Origin of the sequence: Neisseria sp. HMSC073G10 (assembly GCF_001812605.1) — a bacterium.
Lineage (GTDB): Bacteria > Pseudomonadota > Gammaproteobacteria > Burkholderiales > Neisseriaceae > Neisseria > Neisseria subflava_A.
Genome location: NZ_KV809503.1, coordinates 112,932 through 137,526, shown reverse-complemented (window position 1 = coordinate 137,526; position 24,595 = coordinate 112,932). Strand labels below are relative to the sequence as shown.

Below are 24,595 nucleotides of genomic sequence, written 5' to 3'. Positions count from 1 at the left end.
TTAGGGGATTTTGGGGAATTTTGCAAAGGTCTCTATCTTTGAATAATGGTCTTATACATGAAAAAACAAAGGCCGTCTGAAACATATTCAGACGGCCTTTGTTTTCAAGTTGCTCTAAGTCTGCCTTCATCCGGAGTATTGATGAGAGTGACTTCCTTGAATTTTATGAAGTTTATTTTTTTGCTTTCTTAACAGCTGCTTTTTTAGCAGGAGCAGCTTTGGCGGCAGGCTCAGAAGCCGCAGCTTCAGGAGCAGCTACTGGCTCAGATGCAGCAGGCTCGGAGGCAGCTGATTCAGCCGTACGTTGATAGCCTTTGCCTTTCATGCAAGCATCAAACACAGCGCGGTCAGCATTTTCACCAGATGCTTGATGGCATTGAGTCATTGCTTCTTCAACAGTGATGCGTGGCGCTGCCGCTTCTTCAGGTTTGGAAGAAGAACAAGCTGCCAACATCAGGCTACCGGTTACAAGAGCGATTAATAAAGTTTTCATAATTGTATATTCCTAAATTTTGATTTTATGGTTTACCGTTAAACGGGAGATACAGGCTATAAAACAAGCTCTGCACCTCAATATTGAGTACGTGAGTACAATTTAGTTTCATTTCAGCCTGTAAGTTTTTGATAAATTAATTCTATTGACGTTAAGACAAATGCTTAATCCTCAATAAACTCAAAATCTTGCAAACCAGTCATTTTTTCTGTTTTTTTCACTGTAAAAATATCAAAACGTGGCTGTTCCTAATCGCAACCATCATTTGGGGAGTCCCTCTTTTTATGGCATAATGGACTACTTGACGGATTGTTCCGCTCCCCATTTTTTCAAACCGCAGAATCAAAATCATACTGCGGTTTATCCATTTCAGAATCAGATTTTTCAGACGGCCTCATTATTCAAAAGGCCGTCTGAACAGAAAGCCACCATCATGAATCCTTTCTCTTCACTCGGTTTAGGCAGCGAATTAGTCTCTGCCCTGACTGATCAGGGTTATGAAAACCCGACGCCTATTCAAGCCGCAGCGATTCCTAAAGCCTTGGCAGGACACGACCTTTTAGCCGCAGCACAAACCGGCACAGGTAAAACCGCCGCCTTTATGCTACCCAGCCTCGAACGCCTGAAACGCTACGCCACATCCAGCACCTCCCCTGCCATGCACCCTGTCCGCATGTTGGTATTGACCCCGACCCGCGAACTGGCCGATCAAATCGATCAAAACGTGCAGGCCTATATTAAAAATCTTCCTTTGCGCCATACCGTCCTCTTCGGCGGCGTCAATATGGACAAACAAACTGCCGACTTGCGCGCCGGTTGCGAAATTGTTGTCGCTACGGTTGGCCGACTGCTTGACCACGTCAAACAAAAAAACATCAATTTAAACAAAGTTGAAATCGTTGTACTCGACGAAGCTGACCGTATGCTTGATATGGGTTTCATAGACGATATCCGCAAAATCATGCAGATGTTGCCCAAACAGCGACAAACCCTGCTTTTCTCCGCCACTTTCTCACCGCCTATCCGCAAGCTTGCGCAAGATTTTATGCACACGCCTGAAATGGTTGAAGTGGCTGCGCAAAATACCACCAACGCCAATGTCGAGCAACACATCATTGCTGTTGATGCACTTAAAAAACGCAACCTGCTCGAACGTCTGATTGTTGATTTGCATATGAATCAAGTTATTGTTTTCTGCAAAACCAAACAAAGCGTCGATCAAGTTACCCGCGACCTCGTCCGCCGCAATATCGCTGCGCAATCCATCCACGGCGACAAATCCCAACAAAGCCGACTGGAAACCCTCAACGCCTTTAAAGAAGGTACATTACGCGTTTTGGTTGCCACTGACGTTGCCGCACGCGGCCTAGATATTGCCGAGTTGCCTTTCGTCATCAACTACGAGCTGCCAACCCAACCTGAAGACTACGTCCACCGCATCGGACGTACAGGCCGGGCCGGTGCCGACGGTGTTGCTATTTCCTTGATGGATAAAACCGAACAGAAAATGTTTGAAGCCATTAAAGAGCTGACCGGCAGCGATTTGAATGTGGAACGCATCGAAGGCTTTGAGCCGCATTGGTGGGGCAACGACAATCAAGATGAAGCCGAAGCGCAACCGGTTCAGCACAACGACAGCCGCTCTCGCCGCGATGATAGAAACAAACGCAACGAATACGCGAGTAAATCAGACAAAAACTCGAAAAAAGCAGAAGAGAAAAACGATCCGGGTATTGTCTGTGGTAAAATTGCCGGCAGAACACGCCGCAGCCGTCACGAACGTCAGCCTTGCGCCCTGCTCCAACCTGGTTTTGGCGTAAAGTAAACAACGCTGATTAATCGGTTTTCTGATTATTTATCCTAAGCAAAGGCCGTCTGAAACTTATCTTTCAGACGGCCTTTTATTAAACTAAAAATAAAAAGGACGTGATGAACACGCCCTTTATTTTTCCGTTTCAGACGGCCTTTATTATTTAAGGCCGTCTGAAAATCGGTTTACCTTGCTATATTAAACATTCACTTTCTCGGCTACTTCGTTGTAGCTGTCGATTTCGTTGAAGTTCATGTAGCGGTAGATTTGGTCGCCCTGCTCGTTGATGATACCGATATTGGCTTGGTATTCTTCAACAGTCGGGATTTTACCCAGTTTGGAGCAGATTGCCGCCAACTCAGCCGAGCCAAGGTAAACAAAGGTGTTTTTACCCAAGCGGTTCGGGAAGTTACGGGTAGAAGTGGACATTACAGTTGCGCCTTCGTGTACTTGTGCTTGGTTACCCATACACAATGAGCAACCCGGCATTTCCATACGCGCGCCTGCACGGCCGAGTACACCGTAGTGACCTTCGTCAGACAACTCTTTCGCATCCATTTTGGTTGGAGGCGCCATCCACAGACGTACCGGGATGTCGCTCTTGCCTTCCAAGAGTTTGGAGGCGGCACGGAAGTGACCGATATTGGTCATACAAGAACCGATGAACACTTCGTCAATTTTGGTGCCGGAGCGTTCAGACATGAAGCACACGTCGTCAGGGTCGTTCGGGCAAGCAATAATCGGCTCTTTAATGTCGTCCATGTTGATTTCAATCACGGCGGCGTATTCGGCATCTTTATCCGCTTCGAGCAATTCAGGATTTGCCAACCATGCTTCCATGGCTTTGATACGGCGTTCCAAAGTGCGCGAATCTTGATAGCCGTTAGCAATCATGTTTTTCATCAACACAATATTGGATTTCATGTACTCGATAATCGGCTCTTTGTTGAGCTTCACAGTACAGCCAGCAGCGGAGCGTTCGGCAGACGCGTCAGTCAATTCAAAGGCTTGTTCCACTTTCAAATCAGGCAGGCCTTCGATTTCGAGGATGCGGCCGGAGAAGATGTTTTTCTTACCGGCTTTGGCAACAGTAAGCAAGCCTTGTTTAATCGCGTACAGCGGAATGGCGTTCACCAAGTCACGCAGGGTCACACCCGGTTGCAGTTTGCCGCTGAAGCGTACCAATACGGACTCAGGCATATCGAGCGGCATTACGCCGGTAGCTGCTGCGAAAGCAACCAAGCCCGAACCTGCAGGGAAAGAAATACCGATAGGGAAACGGGTGTGGCTATCGCCGCCTGTACCGACTGTATCAGGCAGCAGCAGACGGTTGAGCCATGAGTGAATCACGCCGTCGCCCGGACGCAGAGATACACCGCCACGGGTCGAGATGAAGGCAGGCAGTTCTTTATGGGTTCTCACATCGACAGGTTTTGGATAAGCCGCGGTGTGACAGAAAGACTGCATCACCATATCTGCTGAGAAGCCCAAGCAAGCCAAGTCTTTCAATTCGTCGCGAGTCATCGGGCCGGTAGTATCTTGCGAGCCGACAGTAGTCATGCGTGGTTCGCAGTAAGTACCCGGACGCACGCCTTTGCCTTCCGGCAAACCGCAGGCGCGGCCAACCATTTTTTGAGCCAAGGTAAAACCGGCTTTGCTTTCAGCTGGCGCTTGAGGCAGACGGAATTCGGCAGAAGCAGGCAGTTTCAATGCTTCACGCGCTTTGGCAGTCAGGCCACGACCGATAATCAGGTTGATACGGCCACCGGCTTGTACTTCGTCCAGCAATACTTGCGATTTCAGGCTGAACTCGGCAACAGTTTCGCCGTTTTTCACAATTTTGCCTTCATAAGGCAGGATATCGACGACATCACCCATTTTCAGAGCAGACACATCGACTTCAATCGGCAATGCGCCGGAGTCTTCTTGAGTATTGAAGAAGATAGGGGCAATTTTGCCACCCAGGCATACGCCGCCGAAACGTTTGTTCGGTACGAACGGAATATCTTCGCCTGTATGCCAAATGACAGAGTTGGTAGCAGATTTGCGTGAAGAACCGGTACCGACCACGTCGCCAACGTAAGCAACCGGATGGCCTTTGGCTTTGAGTTCTTCCAACAATTTAATCGGACCGACTTCTCCTGGTTTGTCAGGCGTGATGCCGTCGCGCGGGTTTTTCAACATCGCCAGCGCGTGCAGCGGAATATCAGGACGGCTCCATGCGTCAGGTGCAGGAGAGAGGTCGTCTGTATTGGTTTCACCGTCAACTTTGAATACGGTAACAGTGATTTTTTCTGGAACTTTGGCACGAGAAGTGAACCATTCGGCATCTGCCCAAGATTGCAATACTTCTTGCGCGTATTTATTGCCTTTTTCGGCTTTTTCTTGAACATCGTGGAAAGAGTCAAACATCAACAGAGTGTGTTTTAGACCATTTGCAGCGATAGGCGCAAGTTTGTCGTTGTCCAAGAGTTCGATGAGTGCATGAATGTTGTAACCGCCAAGCATGGTACCCAACAGCTCAGTAGCATACTCAGGGGAAATCAGCGGACTGGATGCGCTGCCTTCGGCAACGGCAGCCAAAAATGAGGCTTTAACTTTGGCGGCATCGTCCACACCGGGTGGTACGCGGTGAGCCAACAGCTCAACCAAGAATTCACCTTCACCGGCAGGTGGATTTTTCAGTAGCTCAACCAAATCAGCAGTCTGCTGAGCAGTTAGAGGAAGGGCGGGAATACCAAGGGCGGCGCGCTCGGCGGCGGCTTTACGATAGGCTTCTAACATCTCTTTGTTCCTTTTTCTGTTTTTTCTTCTGGACAATTGCAAATGATTTGCAATTAAGGATTGTAAACAATCCTTTTAAGTATCATAGACCAGTTTTCAAAAAATGGGAACAGTTATGTTACTGAGTGTAATAAATTTAAACTATTTTTTTAATGTATTAATAGTCCAACCTATCCAAAGCCGCCCTCTTCTAAGCGTTTTAGCCAAACAGGCGGGAAACTTCGGCTGATTTTTTACGGTACGGCAATATGATTTCAACGCGGAACAGGCCGTCTGATTGGATGCTTCTGATTTTCGCGTCGGTGTCATACATCAAAGTCAGGCGCTCTTTCAGATTGCGTAGAGCCATAGAATTGCCTTTATGCGGCTTGGTATTTTCGTTAGGTTCCGTTCCGCACGGATTTTCGATACTGATGAAAATAGATGATTTCTCCAATTTTGTTAATACCGTAATTATCCCTGGACGGTGGATAGATTCGACACCATGGAATACAGCATTTTCCAAAAGCGGTTGCAACAGCAGATGTGGCGTTTCGGCATCATCGGGCGCATGATGCTGCCACATGACCTGTACGCGCATATGTCCCATTCGGATTTGCTCGATGGCAATATATTCCTGCGCCCACTCGATTTCCTGCCCCAAGGTGCTGTTTTGACTACCATCGCGCAGTTGTGCGCGGAACAGGTTGGCCAGATTTTCCAGCAAAGTTTCCGCATCATACGGACGCAGACGGATTAAGCTGATGGCGGCATTAAGGCTGTTAAACAAGAAATGTGGACGGATACGCGCCGTTAACGCGCTCAGTCTGGCTTCGGAAATGGAAGGCGCGAGGCTGTTGCGGCGGGCCGCTTCGATGTACATGAAACTGAAACAAAAAAAGGTCAGCAAGAAGAAATGTTGGATCAACGGCCAAAGCTCTGTCTTCAAAATCACTAAATCGACAAACAAGAAAATCAGCAGGTTGGAGACGTAGGAAACCACGACGCTGTACTGCGAGCGAAGCAGGGACGGCGCAAATGCCTGTAAGAAATAGACCTTGAGTAAAATTAAAAGGATGACGGGGCAAGCCCATGAAAAATGTTGGAAAATCTGTTCCGGATAAGGCACACCCGATACCGTCATCAACGGAAAGATAAACAAACTGATTAACAAAACAATGAGCAGGCGCACCAAAGTTGCGGAATTGCGCAAATCCGGCACTGCGAAATTCTGGTTTATTTGACGTATAATAGACATGATTTCAACCGTTTTCTTTCATAATGTATAGACGGGTCTGCTATATTGAAGACGTAGACCCTGTTTTTTATTTATATTTTAAGGATGCTGATATGAGCAAGGACAAAACCTGGTCAGGCCGTTTTAACGAACCTGTTTCCGAGCTGGTCAAAAAATATACCGGCTCGATTGATTTTGACAAACGACTGGCAGAATGGGACATCCAAGGCTCGCTGGCACACGCGCAAATGCTGACACAGTCGGGCGTTTTGAGCGAAGACGACCTCTCCGCCATCCGTCAGGGCATGGCCGAGATTATAGCAGAAATCAAAGAAGGAACGATTTCCTGGTCGCTGGATTTGGAAGATGTCCACATGAACATCGAACGCCGCCTCACCGACAAAATCGGCGATGCCGGCAAACGCCTGCACACCGGCCGCAGCCGCAACGACCAAGTCGCTACCGACATCCGCCTGTGGCTGCGCGATCAAATTACCGTTATTCAAAGCCTGATTCAAAACCTTCAGACGGCCTTGATTGATTTGGCGGAACAAAATGCCGAAACCGTCATGCCCGGCTTTACCCACCTGCAAGTTGCCCAGCCGGTCAGCTTCGGGCATCACATGCTCGCCTACGTTGAAATGCTCGGCCGCGATTTCGAGCGCATGGCCGACTGCCGCAAACGCGTCAATCGTATGCCGCTCGGCGCAGCAGCACTGGCCGGTACCACCTACCCGATTCAACGCGAAATTACTGCCGAGCTGTTGGGCTTTGAACAAATCTGCCAAAACTCGCTCGATGCCGTATCTGACCGCGATTTTGCCATTGAGTTCACGGCTGCCGCGTCTCTGATTATGGTTCACCTGAGCCGCCTTTCCGAAGAATTGATTTTGTGGATGAGCCCGCGTTTCGGCTTTATCGACATTGCCGACCGTTTCTGCACCGGCTCGTCCATCATGCCGCAAAAGAAAAATCCCGACGTACCCGAACTCGTGCGCGGTAAATCCGGTCGCGTGATTGGCCACCTGATCGGCCTGGTTACCCTGATGAAATCGCAACCTTTGGCATATAACAAAGACAATCAGGAAGACAAAGAGCCTTTGTTTGACACTGCCGACACGCTTATCGACACCCTGCGCATTTACGCCGACATGATGCGCGGCGTGACCGTCAAACCCGACAATATGCGCGCCGCCGTAATGCAGGGTTTTGCAACGGCTACCGACTTGGCGGATTACTTGGTGAAAAAAGGCATGCCTTTCCGCGACAGCCACGAAGTTGTTGCCCAAGCCGTGCGCCATGCCGATGAAGCTGGCGTTGATTTGAGCGAATTGCCGCTTGAAGTCTTGCAAGGTTTCAGCGGTTTGATTACCGACGACGTGTACAGCGTGCTGACACCCGAAGGCAGCTTAAACGCGCGTAACCACTTGGGCGGCACTGCGCCTGAACAAGTCCGTTTCCAAGTGAAACGCTGGCGTGAATTATTGGCTTAAACCCATCTAAACACATAATAAAAGGCCGTCTGAAAATTTTCAGACGGCCTTTTGATTACCTGTGTTACACTCAACCGCACAATAAAAACAGATAAACCTAAACTTACCTTCAAACGAGAAAACACGCCTCCTGACTTTGCCGCCATCTTCATACTAAAGGAGCAAGGATGAAAAACATTGTCTTAAAATTGATCATGATCTGCTTATGCTGCGGATGCTATGCCGTATTCGTTGCCTGGGAAAATGGCGGATTCAGCCAGCTCCATGATTTTCAAGCAATAGAGAGCAACGGCATGAGCGTATACCTTCATCAAACCTCCCCCGCAGCCATGCAGGCTGAAAAAAACGAGCTGTCGATTTTGCAAAACAACCAAAACAGCTTAGCCTCTTGCGTCGGCATTGAATCTTTATGCGAACACGCCAAGCCAGGAATCTGGGTTGAACATGCCAAATTCTTGCAACACAAAGACACGGGCAAATTATTGGTACTTTCGTTGGACTATTTGGAAAACAATGACACCGCAAAAACCCTACACAACCGCTATACTGCATCGCTCCTCCCCCAAGCAGACAGAACGGAAGCGTGGCATTATGCCTGGCGTACATTTTTGAGCTCAATAATGTTTCTAATGGTCGTCAATCTGACGCCAATGATTTTTACCCTATTCGAGGAAAAAACAACCGCAGCATAAAAACATGCCGTCTGAAAACATTTTCAGACGGCATGTTTCATTATTAAAGCTTAACGCGGATGAACCATATCGGCAGGAACGACCAATTCATCAAACTCTTCGCCTGTCAGCAAGCCCAATTCGATGGCGGTTTCGCGCAACGATTTGTCGTTTTTATAGGCGGTTTTGGCGACCTTGGCGGCGTTTTCATAGCCGATTTTACGGTTTAACGCAGTAACCAACATCAGGGAATGGTGCAGGAAATAGTCGATTTTTTCCGGTACGGGTTCGATGCCGACGGCGCAGTGTTCGTTGAAGCTGTTGCACGCATCGCCCAACAGACGGATGGATTGCAAGAGGTTGTAGGCGATAACGGGCATATAGACGTTCAGCTCAAAGTTGCCCGATGCGCCTGCCATGCCGATGGTGACGTCGTTGCCGAACACTTGGCAGCACACCATGGTCATTGCTTCGCATTGGGTCGGGTTGACTTTGCCCGGCATAATGGACGAACCCGGCTCGTTTTCGGGGATTTTGATTTCGCCCAAACCGCAGCGCGGACCGCTTGCCAACCAGCGGATGTCGTTGGCGATTTTGTTCAGGCTTGCCGCCAACGTTTTCAATGCCCCCGAAGCGGCAACAGCGGCATCGCGTCCGCCCAAGGCTTCAAATTTGTTCGGTGCGCTGACAAACGGCAGGCCGGACAATTCGGCGAGTTTGGCGGCGGCTTTTTCGGCATATTCGGGATGGCTGTTCAAACCCGTGCCGACCGCCGTACCGCCCAAAGCGAGTTCATACAAGTCTTTAAGCACATCGTTCAGACGGCCTAAACCGTGATCGAGCTGGGAAACGTAGCCGGAAAACTCTTGTCCCAAAGTCAGCGGCGTCGCGTCCTGCAAGTGGGTGCGGCCGATTTTGACGATGGGGGAGAATTCTTTGGCTTTTTTATCCAATGTATCACGCAAGGCTTGGACGGCAGGGATGAGGTGGCGGTTGATTTCAATCGCGGCAGCAACGTGGATGGCGGTCGGGAACGCGTCGTTGGTCGATTGCGCGTGGTTCACATGGTCGTTGGGATGGACGGGCTGATACGCCGCCAAGCCCGTACCGGCAATTTCATTGGCGCGGTTTGCCAACACTTCGTTCATGTTCATATTGGACTGCGTGCCGGAGCCGGTCTGCCACACTACCAATGGGAACTGCCCGTCAAGCTTGCCGTTCAACACATCATCCGCCGCCTGCGTAATCAAATCTGCCTGTTCGGGCTTAATTCTGCCGAGGGAAACATTGGTGGCGGCGGCGGCTTTTTTTACCAGCGCCAAAGCGTAAATCAACGGCTGCGGCAGGGTTTCGCCGCCGATTTTGAAATTGTTGCGGCTGCGCTGGGTCTGCGCGCCCCAATAGGCTTCGGATGGGACTTCGACATTGCCCATGGTGTCGTGTTCGGTACGGGTACTCATGCGTTTCTCCTATATTTAAATATAAATAATAATGATTCGTAAAATTATTATAACCAGCAATAGGCCGTCTGAAAAGAGAGATATTTTTTCAGACGGCCTATCTGCTTTATAAACGGAAAACACAAACGCAAAATAAAACCCAAATACAAACCTCGCTAACACTCCCCTCTTCTAAAAGTTTTTAGCCCGCATCGGCTTGTATTCAAGGCTAAAGCTTTCCTTACCGACAATAAAGTTTTGTCGGCTTCAGACACTTTATCATTTCTTTACTTTGCTTCTCTCTAAGAGCATAATAAATAAAAATGATTATCAGGATATAGATAATGAAACAAAACCATTTGATTTGCTTGTTAATGAGCAGTTTTGCCGCCGCAAACGGCTTTGCCGAAACCTTGGCAGACCCTGATGAAATCCAGCCTGTCAAAACCTTCTCCCCTCCCAAACCGATTGCTCCGACCGCCGCACAAGGCTATTTCCCCGAAAACCAATTCGACCGCACCGACCGCAGCGATCATTACTTTGTTACCGAAAACATAGACCAAGCCTTCCGTCCGCTGAAAGCAAACAGCGGCTTCTACGGCAAAAGTTTTTACAATTCCGTTACCGCGCAAGCGCGTGGAGCAAAAGTGTACGGCGTGGTCAACCTCAATCACACCAAGGCCAACGGCTATAAAGACGGCGACAGCAATCAGACCGATTGGAAATATAGCCGTTTTAATCAAGCTTTGGTACTCGGTTTCGTGCCGTCTGAAAATCAGGAATACCGCCTCACCTACCTACACGACGACATCAACAACGACCGCCAACCGCAGTTCGTCAACGACGCATTGGATACCGAACGCCACATCGCCAAACTCAACGCGCGTTGGGGCAATGCCGATTTGAGCAATACGGTCAGCGCGGAAGCAGGCATCATCAAACTCAAACGCCATGCCGACAATTACTCCCTGCGCCAAAACAATACGCCGCAGCAAGTATTCGTAGAGCTTGACCGCAAAGTGTACGACTTCTCGCTCAAACACGATGCGAACTTCGGCAAATTCCACAACACCGCCGCCGTTAGCTACCGCAACGACAGCCAAAACGGCGAGCGCAACGCCCATACCGCCATGCGCGATTTCCTCAACGGCTACCGTTTCGCCGATGTACACCTCGACCGCTGGCGCATTGCCGATACCTTGTCTTACAAGTTTGACGACCGACACAAACTGGGCTTGGGTTTGAGCTACGAAATCAACAAAGCGGACGTACGCAAAAATACGGCGCAACCCGCCCATCCGATGAACCGCAACCTTGCCTTCGCCTCATCGCAGCAAATCTGGAAAACCCATTACGGCTACGACTTCAACGGCAAAGTGCGCCGTCATGCCTTTTCAGGTGAACTCAAATACGATTTTACGCCGTCTGAAACGCAAAAATACGGCGTTTCCCTTGCTCACTTAGAACGCATCGGCGACAACACCGAACGCTTCAACTCGCTTGCCGCCATCGTGCAAAACCGTATGAACGGCATGCTGATGAACCAAAACCCAGCCGCCGCCATCGCAGGCAATCCCCTGCTGAAAACCGAAAAACACAACCGCATCAAGCTCACCGCCGACAGCCGCAACGACTACTACAACGGCTATATGAACTCGTTGGCAGGCGCAGGCTGGAACGTGGGCGGCACACTTGTGGCGGACAAAGTCAAAGACCTGATTATTTTTGACCGCGCACACGGACAAAGCGGCACGGCTTCCAAAGGCAGCGGCATCATCACACGCAACGTGGACGCGCGATTATTTACCGTGCAGGCCTACGCGCGTTACAACTTCAATCCGCATTGGGCGGCAGGCATCAAAGCCGCCTACAACTACGGACACAACGAAACCGACGGCAGGCCGCTCTATCAAATTCGTCCATTTGAAGCCGCCGTCCAAGCCGACTACAAAAACTACTTTGCCCACGGCAGCTACAACATCGGCGCAGCAACACGCTTTGTCGCCAAACAAACGCGCGGCGATTTTGACGCGGCAAGCGGTCTGGGCATAGACAAACGCGAAGCCGCCAAAGGCTTTACCGTTGCCGACGTGTATGCCGGTATGAACATCAAAGACAAATACGGCTTGCGCTTGGGCGTGAACAACGTGTTCAACAAAAAATACGCCGAATACATCAGCGGCGACCACGTCCTCGCCCTGTCGCCCAGCGTGGTGTATGCACCGGGCAGGACATATTGGTTGAGTTTGCACGCGGCTTTTTAAAATCAGGCCGTCTGAAAGAATGCCTACACTGGCTTATTAAGAATTAGGAGATAAAAAATGGACATGAAAAGACGTGATTTCTTAAAAATGACCGCCGCGCTGGCAGCCGCAGGCGTTTCGCCTTCTCTGCTTGCTGCCGGTAAAGAGCAATTTACCGTGTACGGCGCGCCGGCAATGCCCAGCGTTACCATTGCTGTAGCGGCGTTGCAAGGCAAGCTGGCGAAGCAGGCGGATGTATCGCTAAAAATTTGGCGCTCACCCGACCAACTGCGCGCAGGCGTAGCAAGCGGACAATTTAAAGTGATGATGAGTCCGAGCAATGTTGGCGTAAACCTGCGCAACCAAGGGCAGAAAGTCGGCATGGTCAATATTTTGACCAACGGCATCACACAGCTGATGTGCAAAGGCAGCGCGATTGCCTCACCGCAGGATTTGGTCGGCAAAAAAATCCTCGTGCCGTTTAAAAACGATATGCCCGACATCGTGCTGCAAGCCTTGCTGAAAAAACTGAAAATCGACGCGCATAAAGTCGGCATCACTTACACCGCCACGCCGCCCGAAGCAGTCGGACTGTTTTTGAGCAAGGACTACCACGCCGCCATCCTGCCCGAACCGATGGCAACCGCCAGCCTACTTAAAGGCAAAACCATGGGCGTAAACGTCGTGCGCGGCTTTGATTTGGTGAAAGCATGGGGACAGGCGTTTGACACCAAACCGCTGATTCCGATGGCAGGCATCATCGCCAACGAAGAATATTTCCACGCACACAAAGCGCAGTTCGACCTCTTCCATCAGGATTTGAAAAACGCACTCAATTGGATACTGGCCAACCGCCAAAGCGCAGCGAAAATCGGCAAAAACTACCTACCTGCCCCCGAACCCGCCCTAGTCATGGGCTTGGACGGCGCGCGGCTGACGGTAACCAAAGGCAGCGAAGTGAAGAACGAGATTTTGAAGTTTTACGAAATCCTGATGCAGTTCAACCCGAAACTCTTGGGCGGCAAGCTGCCGGATAACGGGTTCTTCTTGGCTTAAAAGAGGATAGAGGCCGTCTGAAAATAGTGGAGTAGCCATGAAATCTGACTTATCATTTTCAGACGGCCTATCAGATAATAGTTCGAACAGTACACAAAGAGCCGTCATTCCCGCGCAGGCGGAAATCTAGTCTTTGATATTGCAGGAATGTTTTAAAATTGCAGCAACCGTAGGTTGGGTTGTTAAACCCAACAAAACTGTTGAATTATCTGAAATATTGGGGCATAACCCAAACTACGTATGCTTTGGTAAATAAAAAGGTAATAAACATGGATGAAACTAATAAACATTATTCCGCATTAACAATCGATACTTCAATTTTTGAAAAAAATGGATTGAAGTTAAATAAAGGACTGTTAGCACAATTACATCAATTTAAAGATAATCCAATAAAATTAATTTTAAGTGATATTGTCTATCTCGAGCTCAAATCTCATCTTGATAGGAAGGAAAAAGAGACAAAAAGTAAAATTGAATCAGCTTTAAATGATGCGTCTGATTATCTAAATTGTTGCATAGATGATATGGAGAAAATCAAGTCATTAATTAAATTGAATTATGAGGCTGAGTCTATATCCAAATTAATATTAGAAGAATTTATAAGAAAATGTGGAATTGAGCTCGTTAAGGGAGAGGAATATTGCGAGATGAAATCTTTAATTGATATGTACTTTCAAAATCTTGCTCCTTTTAAAGAATCAGGTAATAAAAAGAATGAGTTTCCAGATGCTATTGCTCTATTATCATTGCATACATGGGCGCAAGAAAATGATAAAAATTTATTAGCTGTTAGTGCCGATAACGATTGGAAGAAATTTTTACAAAATAAATCTAATATTAAGGTTACTGATAATTTAGCACAAGCAATGGAGATTTTAAATAAACAGAATCAGGCCTTAGATTCTATCATTTGTGAAATACAATCGGATTTTTTAAAAAATAAAAATAGTGAAATTTTTAAAAGAATATCTTTGGCTATTGAAGAAGATATAAATATTTGTGTGATTAATGCTCAATCAGCATATAACTACAATATTGATGATCAAAAAGCAAACTTAATAGATGTTGAGGTTCTTAAGGAAGATAATGGAAAGAAATTAAAAGTCTATATTGTTGATATCAATTCAGAGGCAATTACTATTAGTATCACATGTGAAGTTTCTTGTAATATCGAAGCAACTTTTAATTTCTCAACTTGGGATCCAATTGATAAGGAATATGTATCACTGGGCAGATCAACAAAAATAATAGAAACATCATATAAACCAGATGTTTTGGTTTATTTACGTGGAAACATTTTAGATGGGTTAGAAAATATGTATATTGATGATATAACAATTGATGATTTCTTCGTTGTTGATATGGGAGAAATTTTTCCCTTTTAGTAATAAAGATTATTTCTTAAATATATAAAAAAAGATTGGATTATAGTCTAGACGTAACCCGACAAAACACCAAAATCCCAATCCAAGGTTGTCTGAAAAACACTATTTTGAGAAACCAAGCCGTTTCGTTGGATTGCGGCGTTCCATCTAAGCCAATTACCATTTTTCAGACGACCTACCGTCCCCAAACCATCCCCACCAGCCAACACCCAAACCATGATTAAAACCGATAAAATCCGCAAACCGCAGCCTGCGCTGTTTTACATCATCGACTACCTTTGGAGCGGCTTTGCCGGTCTAGGCGTGGCGATGGTGGTGGTGGCGTTGTGGGCGTGGGGAGGCGCCGTGTTCGGCGAATTTATGCTGCCTGCGCCAGTGGAGGTGTTTCAAAAGTCATTGGATTTATTGAAACATTTTCAGGAAAACGAAATCGGGATTTCGCTGTGGCGGTCGGTGGTGGGCATTTCGGTCGCACTGGCGGCGGGATTGGCGGCGGGGCTGGTGGCGGGCAGTTTTAAGACGGCGATGGCGTTGCTTAAGCCTGTGATTACGATTTTGTTGGCAATGCCGCCGATTATTTGGGTGGTGATGGCTCTGTTTTGGTTCGGTTTCGGCAATCCTAGCGTGTTGTTTACCATCATTGTGTTGGTTGCGCCGCTGACGTTTGCGAGTGCGGCGGTCGGGATGGCGAGCGTGAACAGGCAGCATGAGGAATTGTTTGACGCTTATAAGTTAGGCCGTCTGAAAAAAATCCGTTATCTGTATATCCCGCATCTGACGGGCTATGTGATTTCCAGCATCGGCGTGGCGGTGGCGATGGGGGTGAAGGTGGTGATTATGGCGGAACTCTTGGGCGCGAGCGAAGGCGTGGGTGCGCGGATTGCGGACGCGAGGGCGATGCTGGAGACTTCGACGGTGATGGCTTATGTGGTGCTGGTTATCGTGTTTGTGTCGCTGTTTGAATACCTGATTACCAAGCCTTTGGAAATTTTGTTTATGCCGTGGAGAAGATGATGCTCTGTCTTGAAAACGTGCGTTTTGAAATTCTCCGCGACCCCATTGTGCGCGATTTCAGTTTGAACCTGCAACATGGCGAAGTGAAAGCCTTGTTCGGGCCGAGCGGCTGTGGCAAGACGACGGTTTTGCGGTTGATTGCGGGCTTGGAAACGCCGAAATCGGGCACGATACGCAATGCTTTCCGCAAAACGGGTTTTCTGTTTCAGGAAAACCGCCTGCCGGGAAACTTGACCGCGATGCAGAATATCGCTATTTTTATGGACAAACCCGATGAAGGCGAAATCATCGCGCTGGCGGCGAAAGTCGGGCTGACTGCGGGCGATTTGAACAAATATCCGACCGAATTGTCCGGCGGCATGGCGAAACGGGTAGCATTTTTGCGCCTGCTGCTGTGCGGCTGCGACCTTGCCTTGCTGGACGAGCCGTTCGTCGGTTTGGACCGCGATTTGCGCGATATTTTGGTCGCCATGCTGGTGGAAAAAATCGAGCGGCAGGGCATGGCGTGTATGCTGGTAACGCACGACCGCTTCGAAGCCGCACGCCTGAGCCATGAAATCATGCTGCTTTCCACTAAGGGCATGAACGTGCAAAACGTGATTACCCTGCCTACGCCGCTGTCCGAACGCGATTCGGCTTTTGAAGAAGCCGTGGTGGCAAGAGAGTTTCAGGGGATTCATTATTATGAGTGATAGGAATTTAAATTTCTGACAAACCTTGCGGTTCGTTGCCCTCTCACTAACCCTCTCCCACGGGGAAAGGGGATCAGGTTTCTCAAAATCAGAGAGCCGTAGAATTGGGAATCAGATGTCAGGTAAACCTGAAAATGTTCAGGCTCGACAGCCCAATTCCCTCTCCCCGTGGGAGATGGCTAGGGAGAGGGTAAGCAAGCCGCAGGCTTGCCTCTTTAGCGAAAGATACGAATCTGTTATCCGAACGCGATTCGGTTTTTGAAAAAGCCGTGGTGCCAAGGGGGCAGGGGATTCATTATGAGGTGCTTTATGTTTTCGACTGTGATTACTGCTGCTGTTTTATATATTGCTACAGCAGTAGATTTGTTGGTAATACTATTAATATTTTTTGCTAGAGCAAATACTAGAAAAGAATATCGAGATATTTATATCGGACAATATTTAGGTTCTGTAATTTTAATATTAGTTAGTTTATTTCTAGCTTTTGTTTTGCATTATGTTCCGGAAAAATGGGTGTTGGGTTTATTAGGTTTAATACCGATTTACTTAGGTATTAAAGTTGCTATTTACGACGATTGTGAGGGCGAAAAAAGAGCTAAAAAAGAATTGGATGAAAAAGGGTTGTCAAAATTAGTCGGTATTGTTGCTTTGGTTACAGTTGCTAGTTGTGGTGCAGATAATATTGGACTTTTTGTTCCTTACTTTGTGACTTTAGATCTTGTCGACTTATTAGTTACTCTTCTTGTATTTTTAATATTAATTTTTGTTTTAGTATATACAGCACAAAGATTGGCTAATATTTCAGGTGTTGGTGAAATTGTAGAGAAGTTTAGTCGTTGGATAATGGCTGTTATTTATATTGGTTTAGGATTATTTATTATTATTGAAAATAATACAATTCAAACAATAATATCAATAATATGAATGATACGGGCATTTGAGTATCTGACAAACCTTGCGGTTCGTTGCCCTCTCCCTAACCCTCTCCCACGGGGAGAGGGCTAAGGAGAGGGCAAGCAAGCCGAAGGTTTGCTTCTTCAATACAAGATACAACTCTGTTCACCCAATAAATCCATATCCGAAAGCATCTTCATGCAGAATCAAGCCAAACCATGAATAAGTTTTTCACCCACCCCATGCGGCCGTTTTTCGTCGGTGCGGCGGTGCTTGCCATACTCGGCGCGTTGGTGTTTTTCATCAGCCCCGGTGCCGTCATTTTGCACCGCCAAATCTTCTTAGAACTCATGCTGCCTGCGGCATACGGCGGTTTTCTGACTGCCGCCATGCTTGAATGGACAGGCTATCAAGGCCGTCTGAAACATGTCGCTACTTTGATGGCGGCATTACTGCTCGCCGCATCCGCCATACTGCCCTTTTCGCCGCAAACTGCCTCGTTTTTCGTTGCCGCCTATTGGCTGGTATTGCTGCTGTTTTGCGCCTGGCTGATTTGGCTCGACCGCAACACTGACAACTTTGCCCTGCTAATGCTGCTCGCCGCATTTACTGCTTTTCAGACGGCCTATGCCACAAATGGCGATTTGAACTTACTGCGCGCGCAAGTACATCTGAACATGGCGGCGGTCATGTTTGTATCCGTCCGCGTCAGTATTCTTTTGGGCGCGGAAGCCCTTAAAGAATGCCGTCTGAAAGACCCTGTTTTTATTCCAAATATCGTTTATAAAAACATCGCCATTACTTTCCTGCTCTTGCACGCCGCCGCCGAACTTTGGCTGCCCGCGCAAACCGCCGGTTTTACTGCGCTTGCCGTCGGCTTTATCCTGCTCGCCAAGCTGCGTGAGCTTCACCATCACGAACTCCTGCGCAAACACTACGTCCGCACTTATTACCTGCTCCAACTCTTTGCCGCCGCAGGCTATCTGTGGACAGGCGCGGCGAAACTGCAAAATCTGCCCTCCTCCGCTCCATTACACCTGATTACCCTCGGCGGCATGATGGGCGGCGTGATGATGGTGTGGCTGACCGCCGGACTGTGGCACAGCGGCTTTACCAAACTCGACTACCCCAAGCTCTGCCGCATTGCCGTCCCCCTTCTCTTTATAGCTGCCGTCTCGCGCGCTTTCTTAATGAACGTGAACCCTATTTTCTTCATCACCGTTCCTGCGATTCTGACCATCGCCGTGTTCGTACTGTATCTTTTCACGTTTGTACCGATATTTCGGGAAAATGCGTTTACGGATGATCCGGAATAACACAAAAGGCCGTCTGAAACTTTCAGACGGCCTTTGCTTTAAATAAATGCTTTATTTGTTGGCGTTCAAATAAAGATTAATCAGGCGTGTAGTGGAGCTGTCGTGTTTTTGCACTTCGGTCTCGCCGGTCAATTCGGCAAGAATGGTTTTAGCCAGTTGTTTGCCGAGTTCTACGCCCCATTGGTCAAAGCTGTTGATGCCCCAAATAATGCCTTGAACGAAGGTTTTGTGTTCGTACATGGCAATCAGGCTACCCATATTGCGCGGGTTGATTTTGTCCATGAGGATGAGGTTGGTCGGACGGTTGCCGGAGAAGGTTTTGTGCGGAACCAGCTCTTCGATACGCTCTGCTTCCATGCCTTGGGCTTGAAGCTCGGCGCGGACTTCGTCAGGCGTTTTGCCGCGCATAAAGGCTTCGGCTTGGGCAAAGACGTTGGCCAACAGGATTTCGTGATGCCCTTGCAAATTGCTGCGTTTTTCAAGAGAGGCGATGAGGTCAATCGGTGTGATGTGCGTACCTTGGTGCAGCAGTTGGAAGAAGGCGTGCTGGCCGTTGATACCGGTTTCGCCCCAAATAATCGGGGAAGTTTCGTAACCGACCGGTTTACCGTCAAGGGTAACTTGTTTGCCGTTGCTCTCCATATCGAGCTGCTGAATGAATTTAGGCAGGCGGTGGAGATGTTGGTCGTAAGGTGCGATAACGTGGCTGCCGCCGCCGTAGTAATTGATGTACCAGATGCCGATGAGGGCGAGGATGACGGGCATGTTGCGCTCTAGCGGCGTATTGATGAAGTGTTGGTCCATCAGGTGTGCGCCGTTGAGCATTTCGATGAAGTTTTCTTCGCCGAGATACAGCATAATCGGCAGGCCGATGGCTGACCAGAGGCTGTATCGTCCGCCGACCCAGTCCCAAAATTCAAACATATTGGCGGTATCGATACCGAATTCGGCTACGGCTTTTTGGTTGGTCGATACGGCAACAAAGTGTTTGGCCACGGCGCTTTCATCGCCTGCATGATCCAAGAACCATTTACGCGCGGTCAGGGCGTTGGTGAGGGTTTCTTGGGTGGTGAAGGTTTTGGAGGCGATGATGAAGAGGGTGGTTTCAGGGTGGACTTTGGACAATACATCGCGCAGTTGGGAGCCGTCCACATTGGAGACGAAGTGCATGTTCAAACGCGGATGACCGAAAGGCTTGAGCGCGGTACACATCATCAGAGGGCCGAGGTCAGAGCCGCCGATACCGATGTTGACGACGTCGGTAATGACTTGATTGGTATAGCCCAACCAGCTGCCGCTGCGAACTTCATGCGCGAACTCGCCTATGCGTTGCAGGACATGGTTGACCTTAGGCATCACATCTTCGCCATCCACGACGATAGGGGCGTTGGTGCGGTTGCGCAGGGCAACGTGGAGTACGGCGCGGTTTTCTGTCGTATTGATTTTTTCGCCGTGGAACATTTGCTGCATCCGCTCTGGCACGCCTGCTTCACGCGCCAACTCGAACAAAAGCGACATGGTTTCGTCATTGATACGGTTTTTAGAATAATCCAAAGTCAGGCCGCCAATCTGCAGCCAGTAGCGCTCGGCACGTTCGGGATCTTGCTCGAACATTTCGCGCATGTGTTGTTCTTTGGTTTCGTCAAAATGTATCCATAATTTTGACCAAGCTGGTAAATCGTGAAGGTGTTTCATCGGATGCTCTCCTGGATAGTGGACAGTTTTGTTGAGAAAACGGCCGTGAGGTCGTCTGAAACGGGAACGGGGTGGTTTCCGTTTTTTGAGATTTCAGACGGCCTTGATATGGGTTGGAGCCGTCTGAAAATGTCAGTGAAGAATCAATCTTTATCGTATTCGATGTGTTTGTTATGTATGCTTTTTTTACTTTTTTGTAGTTGCGTGCTGGCAGTGTCGCCCAAACGCAAGGCCAAGCCGATAGCAAGAATGTCGATAACAGCCAGCTGCAGAAGGCGGGACACCATAGGCGTATAAAGCTCGGCATTTTCCTGAGTGGCAATGCTCAATACGCAGTCGGCCATTTGAGCCAACGGCGAATCATTGCGGGTCAGCGCGATAACGGCTGCGCCGTTTTCTTTGGCGATACTGGCCGCGTCCAACAATTCGATAGATGAGCCGGTATTGGAAATCGCCACCAACACATCCTGTTCGGTCAATACGGAAGCCGCCATCAGCTGGGTATGCGTATCGACATAGGCAACGGTGGACATACCGAAGCGGAAGAATTTGTGTTGCGCATCTTGGGCAACGATGCCGGAGTTGCCGACACCATAAAACTCAACGCGTCGCGCGTGCATCAAAATGGCAATCGCGTTTTCCAGCTCGGATTCTTTCAGGAAGCGGCGCTCGCCCAAGAGGGAGGCTGCGGCATTGCCCAATACTTTTTCGACCACGCTGCCCATGTTGTCATCGGCGTTCAATTCTTCATGAACGTAAGGCATACCTTCATGACCGATACTGGCAGACAAAGCGAGTTTGAACTCAGGCAAGCCTTTGTAACCCAAGCTGCGGCAGAAACGGATTACAGTCGGCTGACTGACGGATGCACGCTCGGCGATTTCCGCCACAGCGGCATGAACGAACCATTTCGGCTCGGCCAGCGCAGATTCGGCAACTTTGCGTTCTGCGCCGGAGAGATTGGACAATGATTCGCTGATTTTGCTTAACATATACTCTACCCTTTGATTTTTTGACGTTCAGGACAAGGGTTTTTTCCACCCCCTGCCCTGCACCGCCGTTTGTGTGTTTAAACGTTATTTAAATGATTGTCTAATGCGACCGCCGCGCCGACGATGCCCGGAAACTCGCTCAATACGACATACACGGGAATAGCGGCAAGATAAGCCTCAAAGCGGCCTTTATTTTCAAAGCGGCTGCGGAACGGGGACGTTTTAAAGTAATCCAACACGCGCGGGATAATGCCGCCGCACAAATACACGCCGCCGCGCGCACCCAATGACAAAGCCAAATTGGAAGCAACCGTACCCAGCATGGCGCAGAAAATATCCAAAGTCTGACGGCAAATCGGCGATGTTCCGCTCAATGCCTTATCGGTGATTTCCGAAGGTTTCAGACGGCATTGTTTGATGTTGTCGCGTTTGGCCAATGCTTCGTAAATCAGGCTCAAACCTGCGCCGCTCAAGAAACGCTCGGCAGAAACATGGCCGTATTTGTTTTTAGCGTATTGCCAAATCAACACTTCCATATCGTCAAACGGCGGGAAGCTGGTATGGCCGCCCTCGCCTGCCAATGCCACCCAGCCGGCAGCGCTGTGCACCAAACCGCTGACACCCAAACCGGTACCCGGGCCGATAACGGCTTTAGGTGCAAATTCGATGGGCTTTTGACCGCCGATTTGTACCAAGTCATTCTTTTCAGTTTTGGTCACTGCCAAAGCTTGGGCGGTAAAATCGTTCAACAGAATCAACGTTTCAAAACCCAAAGCCTGACGGGTGGTCTCGATGGAAAACGCCCAGTGGTGGTTGGTCATCTGCACCCAGTCGCCCAAAATCGGATTGGCAATCGCAAAGGCGGCGTGCAAAACTTTCGGGCTGCCTGCGCGTTCCAAATAAGTTTTGACGGCATCAACGACGGTATCGTAATCTTTACAAGGTAAAACTTCAGCCTTCTCAATCACTTGTGGTGCAGTTTCAAGCGCAAAACGGGCATTCGTACCGCCGATATCGGCGACCAGGCGGGGATAAGCTTCAGTGTGCATAGTAGACATGGCAGTTAATTCCTTGATGATTGAGAATCAAGCTGGTCGGATATTCGGTATCGGCCCTTGTGGCAGCTTTATCAAATACTGCTTTTTTCTCTGCGCCTTGAATAGCCAAAAACACATTCGGCGTTTTGGCAATCGCACCCAAAGTCATGCTCACACGCTCATGTGGCGCGGTAACCGGCGTAGTATGAATCAATGTCGGGTCATTGGCTTCATTGATCGCAGCCTGTAATTGAGGCGCTTGAGGGAACAACGACGCCGTATGCCCGTCTGAACCCATGCCCAACACCAGCACGTCAGGTTGCTTGTAATGTTTCAATGCATAAGCAACGACAACTTCAGGTTGTAATTCAGTTTCAGACTTTCCGTCTTCAACAACAGGAATCCATGTGGCAACGGTCGCGTTATTTTTGAGCAGATATTCGCGTACCAAGCCTGTATTGCTGTCGGCATACGTGGTCGGAACAATACGCTCGTCCACCAAAGTAATGCCGACATTTTGCCAATTTAAATCTTTTTGCGACAAAGCCTCGAAAAACGCAATCGGCGAACGACCGCCGGAAACGGCCAAAACCGCATGGCCTTTCTCATTCAACGTGGCTTGCAATGCGGCGGCAACAGCATCGGCGAGAGCTTGCGCGGCAGTTGCAGCGTTTTCTTGTTCGTGCCAAACAAACATGTTTCGTCCTTTCATGGTTTCAGACGGCCTTTTGTTGGAAAACAAGGCCGTCTGAAAGAAATATTATTGCTCTTCGTGCCACTTGTTGCCGTCACGGGCCAACAGCGCGCGCGCAGCTTCAGGACCCCAAGAATGGGCTTCGTAAGCATGTGGAGGCGTTGTATTGTTCGCCCAGTTTTCCAAAATCGGCATCACATATTCCCAAGCTGCTTCGAGTTCGTCACGACGGTTGAACAAAGCGAGTTTGCCGTTAATCACATCCAGCAGCAGGCGCTCATAAGCCTCGGCACGGCGACCCTCTACGGCTGTGCCCAAGTCCACACCAATCGGTGTCACTTCGACTTTGTTGCCAGCACCCGGGGTTTTCACTTGTGTGTAAAGACGGACGGATTCGGTCGGTTGTAGTTCAATAACCAAACGATTCGGCGCAGGTTGGCTGTTGTCAAAAATATGGTTTTGCAGCGGACGGAAGTTCAACACGATTTCCGCCACTTTGTCTGCCATGCGTTTGCCGGTACGCAGGTAGAAAGGTATGCCTTTCCAACGCTCGTTTTCGATTTCGGCTTTGATGGCGACATAGGTTTCAGTGAAACTGTCTTTCGGCACATCGACTTCTTCCAGATAGCCGTTCATGCCGTTTGCTGCAACATATTGGCCGCGAATAACATTTTCGTTGACGGATTCGATGGTCAGCGGTTTCAGCGATTTGATGACTTTCACTTTCTCGTCGCGTACGGCATCGGCATCCAAGCTCGCCGGTGCTTCCATCGCAGTCATACAAAGCATTTGCATCAAGTGGTTTTGCACCATGTCGCGCAATGCGCCGGTAATGTCGTAAAACTCGCCGCGTTCTTCCACGCCCAACTGCTCGGCGATGGTCAGCTGTACACTTTCAATATATTTGTTGTTCCACAAAGGCTCGAACATCACATTGGCAAAACGCAAGGCCAGCAGGTTTTGCAGGCTTTCTTTACCTAAATAATGGTCGATGCGGTAGATTTGTTCTTCTTTGAAATAACGGGCCACATCTGTATTGATTTGCTGTGAAGAGGCCAGGTCTGTACCCAGCGGTTTTTCTAAAACCACGCGCACGTTATCGGCATTCAAACCGATTTCGGCAAGGTTTTCACAGGCTTGCGCAAAGAATTTCGGCGCAGTTGAGAGGTAGATCACGACATTCTCAGTATTCTTGCGCGCTTTTACCAAGTCGCCCAAAGCAATGAAGTCGTCTTTCTTTGTCACATCGACTTTTAAATACTCGAGACGTTGGATAAACGATGCCCACGCTTCATCAGAGAAGTTTTGTTTGACATGGATTTTAGAATTCGTTTCCACTTTGGCCAAAAAGCCGGCGGTATCCAATTCGCTGCGGCTTACGCCCAAAATACGACCCTCGGGATGAAGCAAACCGGCTACATGCGCCTGATACAGGCAAGGCAAAAGTTTACGCATTGCCAAATCGCCGGTCGCGCCAAACAACACCAAATCAAAATTTGTCTGTGTACTCATTGTTTCATCTCTCGTTGAGGAAGCTTGCTTCAAAACTTTTGGACTGTCGTCATCTATAAAAATCGATTAGAATCAAAAGCCTTTAAGCAATAAGCAGTAAAAAACCAATCGCCTGCACCAAAATTTCAAACAAGCGGGCTAATGAGTAGTAATACTACA

Annotated in this window: 20 protein-coding genes; 11 read left to right on the top strand and 9 right to left on the bottom strand. The window is 48.7% G+C overall.

The window, feature by feature from the left end; genetic code table 11:
• Window positions 1-172: 172 nt before the first annotated feature.
• Complete coding sequence (locus HMPREF2865_RS03130; protein WP_070645552.1) at window positions 173-493, bottom strand: hypothetical protein; 321 nt, start codon at window positions 491-493, stop codon at window positions 173-175.
• Between the two features lie 430 nt (window positions 494-923).
• Between HMPREF2865_RS03130 and HMPREF2865_RS03125 the strand changes: the two genes are divergently transcribed.
• Complete coding sequence (locus HMPREF2865_RS03125; RefSeq protein ID WP_141752510.1) at window positions 924-2,318, top strand: DEAD/DEAH box helicase; 1,395 nt, start codon at window positions 924-926, stop codon at window positions 2,316-2,318.
• 183 nt (window positions 2,319-2,501) lie between these two features.
• Here HMPREF2865_RS03125 and acnB read toward each other — a convergent pair whose 3' ends face one another.
• Both acnB and HMPREF2865_RS03115 read right to left on the bottom strand, forming a co-directional pair.
• Window positions 2,502-5,087, bottom strand: coding sequence for a bifunctional aconitate hydratase 2/2-methylisocitrate dehydratase (gene acnB / locus HMPREF2865_RS03120; RefSeq protein ID WP_070645547.1), 2,586 nt, complete (start codon window positions 5,085-5,087; stop codon window positions 2,502-2,504).
• Window positions 5,088-5,286: 199 nt separating this feature from the next.
• Window positions 5,287-6,324, bottom strand: coding sequence for a sensor histidine kinase (locus HMPREF2865_RS03115; RefSeq protein WP_070645545.1), 1,038 nt, complete (start codon window positions 6,322-6,324; stop codon window positions 5,287-5,289).
• A gap of 92 nt (window positions 6,325-6,416) precedes the next feature.
• Between HMPREF2865_RS03115 and argH the strand changes: the two genes are divergently transcribed.
• Window positions 6,417-7,796, top strand: a complete 1,380-nt coding sequence (argH, locus tag HMPREF2865_RS03110) for an argininosuccinate lyase (protein WP_070645543.1) — start codon at window positions 6,417-6,419, stop codon at window positions 7,794-7,796.
• Window positions 7,797-7,963: 167 nt separating this feature from the next.
• On the top strand, window positions 7,964-8,488 hold the full coding sequence (locus HMPREF2865_RS03105) for a hypothetical protein (RefSeq protein WP_070645540.1): 525 nt from the start codon (window positions 7,964-7,966) through the stop codon (window positions 8,486-8,488).
• Between the two features lie 50 nt (window positions 8,489-8,538).
• Here HMPREF2865_RS03105 and fumC read toward each other — a convergent pair whose 3' ends face one another.
• Window positions 8,539-9,927, bottom strand: coding sequence for a class II fumarate hydratase (gene fumC / locus HMPREF2865_RS03100; RefSeq protein ID WP_070645538.1), 1,389 nt, complete (start codon window positions 9,925-9,927; stop codon window positions 8,539-8,541).
• Between the two features lie 323 nt (window positions 9,928-10,250).
• Here fumC and HMPREF2865_RS03095 point away from each other — a divergent pair, with 323 nt between their 5' ends.
• The 8 genes from HMPREF2865_RS03095 to HMPREF2865_RS03065 all read left to right on the top strand — a co-directional run bounded on the left by HMPREF2865_RS03095 (window position 10,251) and on the right by HMPREF2865_RS03065 (window position 18,506).
• Entirely contained in the window at window positions 10,251-12,170 is a 1,920-nt protein-coding gene (locus HMPREF2865_RS03095) for a TonB-dependent receptor (RefSeq protein WP_070645536.1), read from the top strand.
• Window positions 12,171-12,227: 57 nt separating this feature from the next.
• Window positions 12,228-13,205: an ABC transporter substrate-binding protein gene (locus HMPREF2865_RS03090; protein ID WP_004519356.1), complete on the top strand. Its 978-nt coding sequence runs from the start codon at window positions 12,228-12,230 to the stop codon at window positions 13,203-13,205.
• A gap of 269 nt (window positions 13,206-13,474) precedes the next feature.
• Window positions 13,475-14,590, top strand: a complete 1,116-nt coding sequence (locus HMPREF2865_RS03085) for a PIN domain-containing protein (RefSeq protein WP_070645534.1) — start codon at window positions 13,475-13,477, stop codon at window positions 14,588-14,590.
• A 35-nt stretch (window positions 14,591-14,625) separates the two neighbouring features.
• Window positions 14,626-14,814: a hypothetical protein gene (locus HMPREF2865_RS11930; protein ID WP_141752509.1), complete on the top strand. Its 189-nt coding sequence runs from the start codon at window positions 14,626-14,628 to the stop codon at window positions 14,812-14,814.
• Window positions 14,807-15,604, top strand: a complete 798-nt coding sequence (locus tag HMPREF2865_RS03080) for an ABC transporter permease (RefSeq protein ID WP_070645532.1) — start codon at window positions 14,807-14,809, stop codon at window positions 15,602-15,604. The genes HMPREF2865_RS11930 and HMPREF2865_RS03080 overlap by 8 nt, the downstream gene beginning before the upstream one ends.
• The gene (locus HMPREF2865_RS03075; RefSeq protein WP_003686194.1) at window positions 15,604-16,296 is read left to right on the top strand and encodes an ATP-binding cassette domain-containing protein; all 693 of its coding nucleotides are present in this window, start codon (window positions 15,604-15,606) and stop codon (window positions 16,294-16,296) included. Before HMPREF2865_RS03080 ends, HMPREF2865_RS03075 begins: the two co-directional genes overlap by 1 nt.
• 309 nt (window positions 16,297-16,605) lie before the next feature.
• Entirely contained in the window at window positions 16,606-17,220 is a 615-nt protein-coding gene (locus tag HMPREF2865_RS03070) for a CadD family cadmium resistance transporter (protein WP_036491903.1), read from the top strand.
• Window positions 17,221-17,408: 188 nt separating this feature from the next.
• Window positions 17,409-18,506 (top strand): NnrS family protein, encoded by a 1,098-nt coding sequence (locus HMPREF2865_RS03065; protein ID WP_070645530.1) that lies wholly within the window; start codon window positions 17,409-17,411, stop codon window positions 18,504-18,506.
• Between the two features lie 51 nt (window positions 18,507-18,557).
• On the opposite strand, the gene pgi is transcribed toward HMPREF2865_RS03065, so the two are convergent.
• From pgi to zwf, 5 genes are all read right to left on the bottom strand, one after another.
• Window positions 18,558-20,201, bottom strand: coding sequence for a glucose-6-phosphate isomerase (gene pgi / locus HMPREF2865_RS03060; protein WP_070645528.1), 1,644 nt, complete (start codon window positions 20,199-20,201; stop codon window positions 18,558-18,560).
• Between the two features lie 143 nt (window positions 20,202-20,344).
• Complete coding sequence (hexR, locus tag HMPREF2865_RS03055) at window positions 20,345-21,193, bottom strand: DNA-binding transcriptional regulator HexR (RefSeq protein ID WP_004519348.1); 849 nt, start codon at window positions 21,191-21,193, stop codon at window positions 20,345-20,347.
• 77 nt (window positions 21,194-21,270) lie between these two features.
• On the bottom strand, window positions 21,271-22,251 hold the full coding sequence (locus HMPREF2865_RS03050; RefSeq protein ID WP_070461367.1) for a glucokinase: 981 nt from the start codon (window positions 22,249-22,251) through the stop codon (window positions 21,271-21,273).
• Window positions 22,232-22,927 (bottom strand): 6-phosphogluconolactonase, encoded by a 696-nt coding sequence (pgl, locus tag HMPREF2865_RS03045; protein ID WP_070645526.1) that lies wholly within the window; start codon window positions 22,925-22,927, stop codon window positions 22,232-22,234. The genes HMPREF2865_RS03050 and pgl overlap by 20 nt, the downstream gene beginning before the upstream one ends.
• Before the next feature lie 63 nt (window positions 22,928-22,990).
• Window positions 22,991-24,436 carry a glucose-6-phosphate dehydrogenase gene (gene zwf, locus HMPREF2865_RS03040; RefSeq protein WP_070645524.1) on the bottom strand — a complete coding sequence of 482 codons (1,446 nt, stop codon included), beginning with the start codon at window positions 24,434-24,436 and terminating at the stop codon, window positions 22,991-22,993.
• Window positions 24,437-24,595 lie beyond the last annotated feature (159 nt).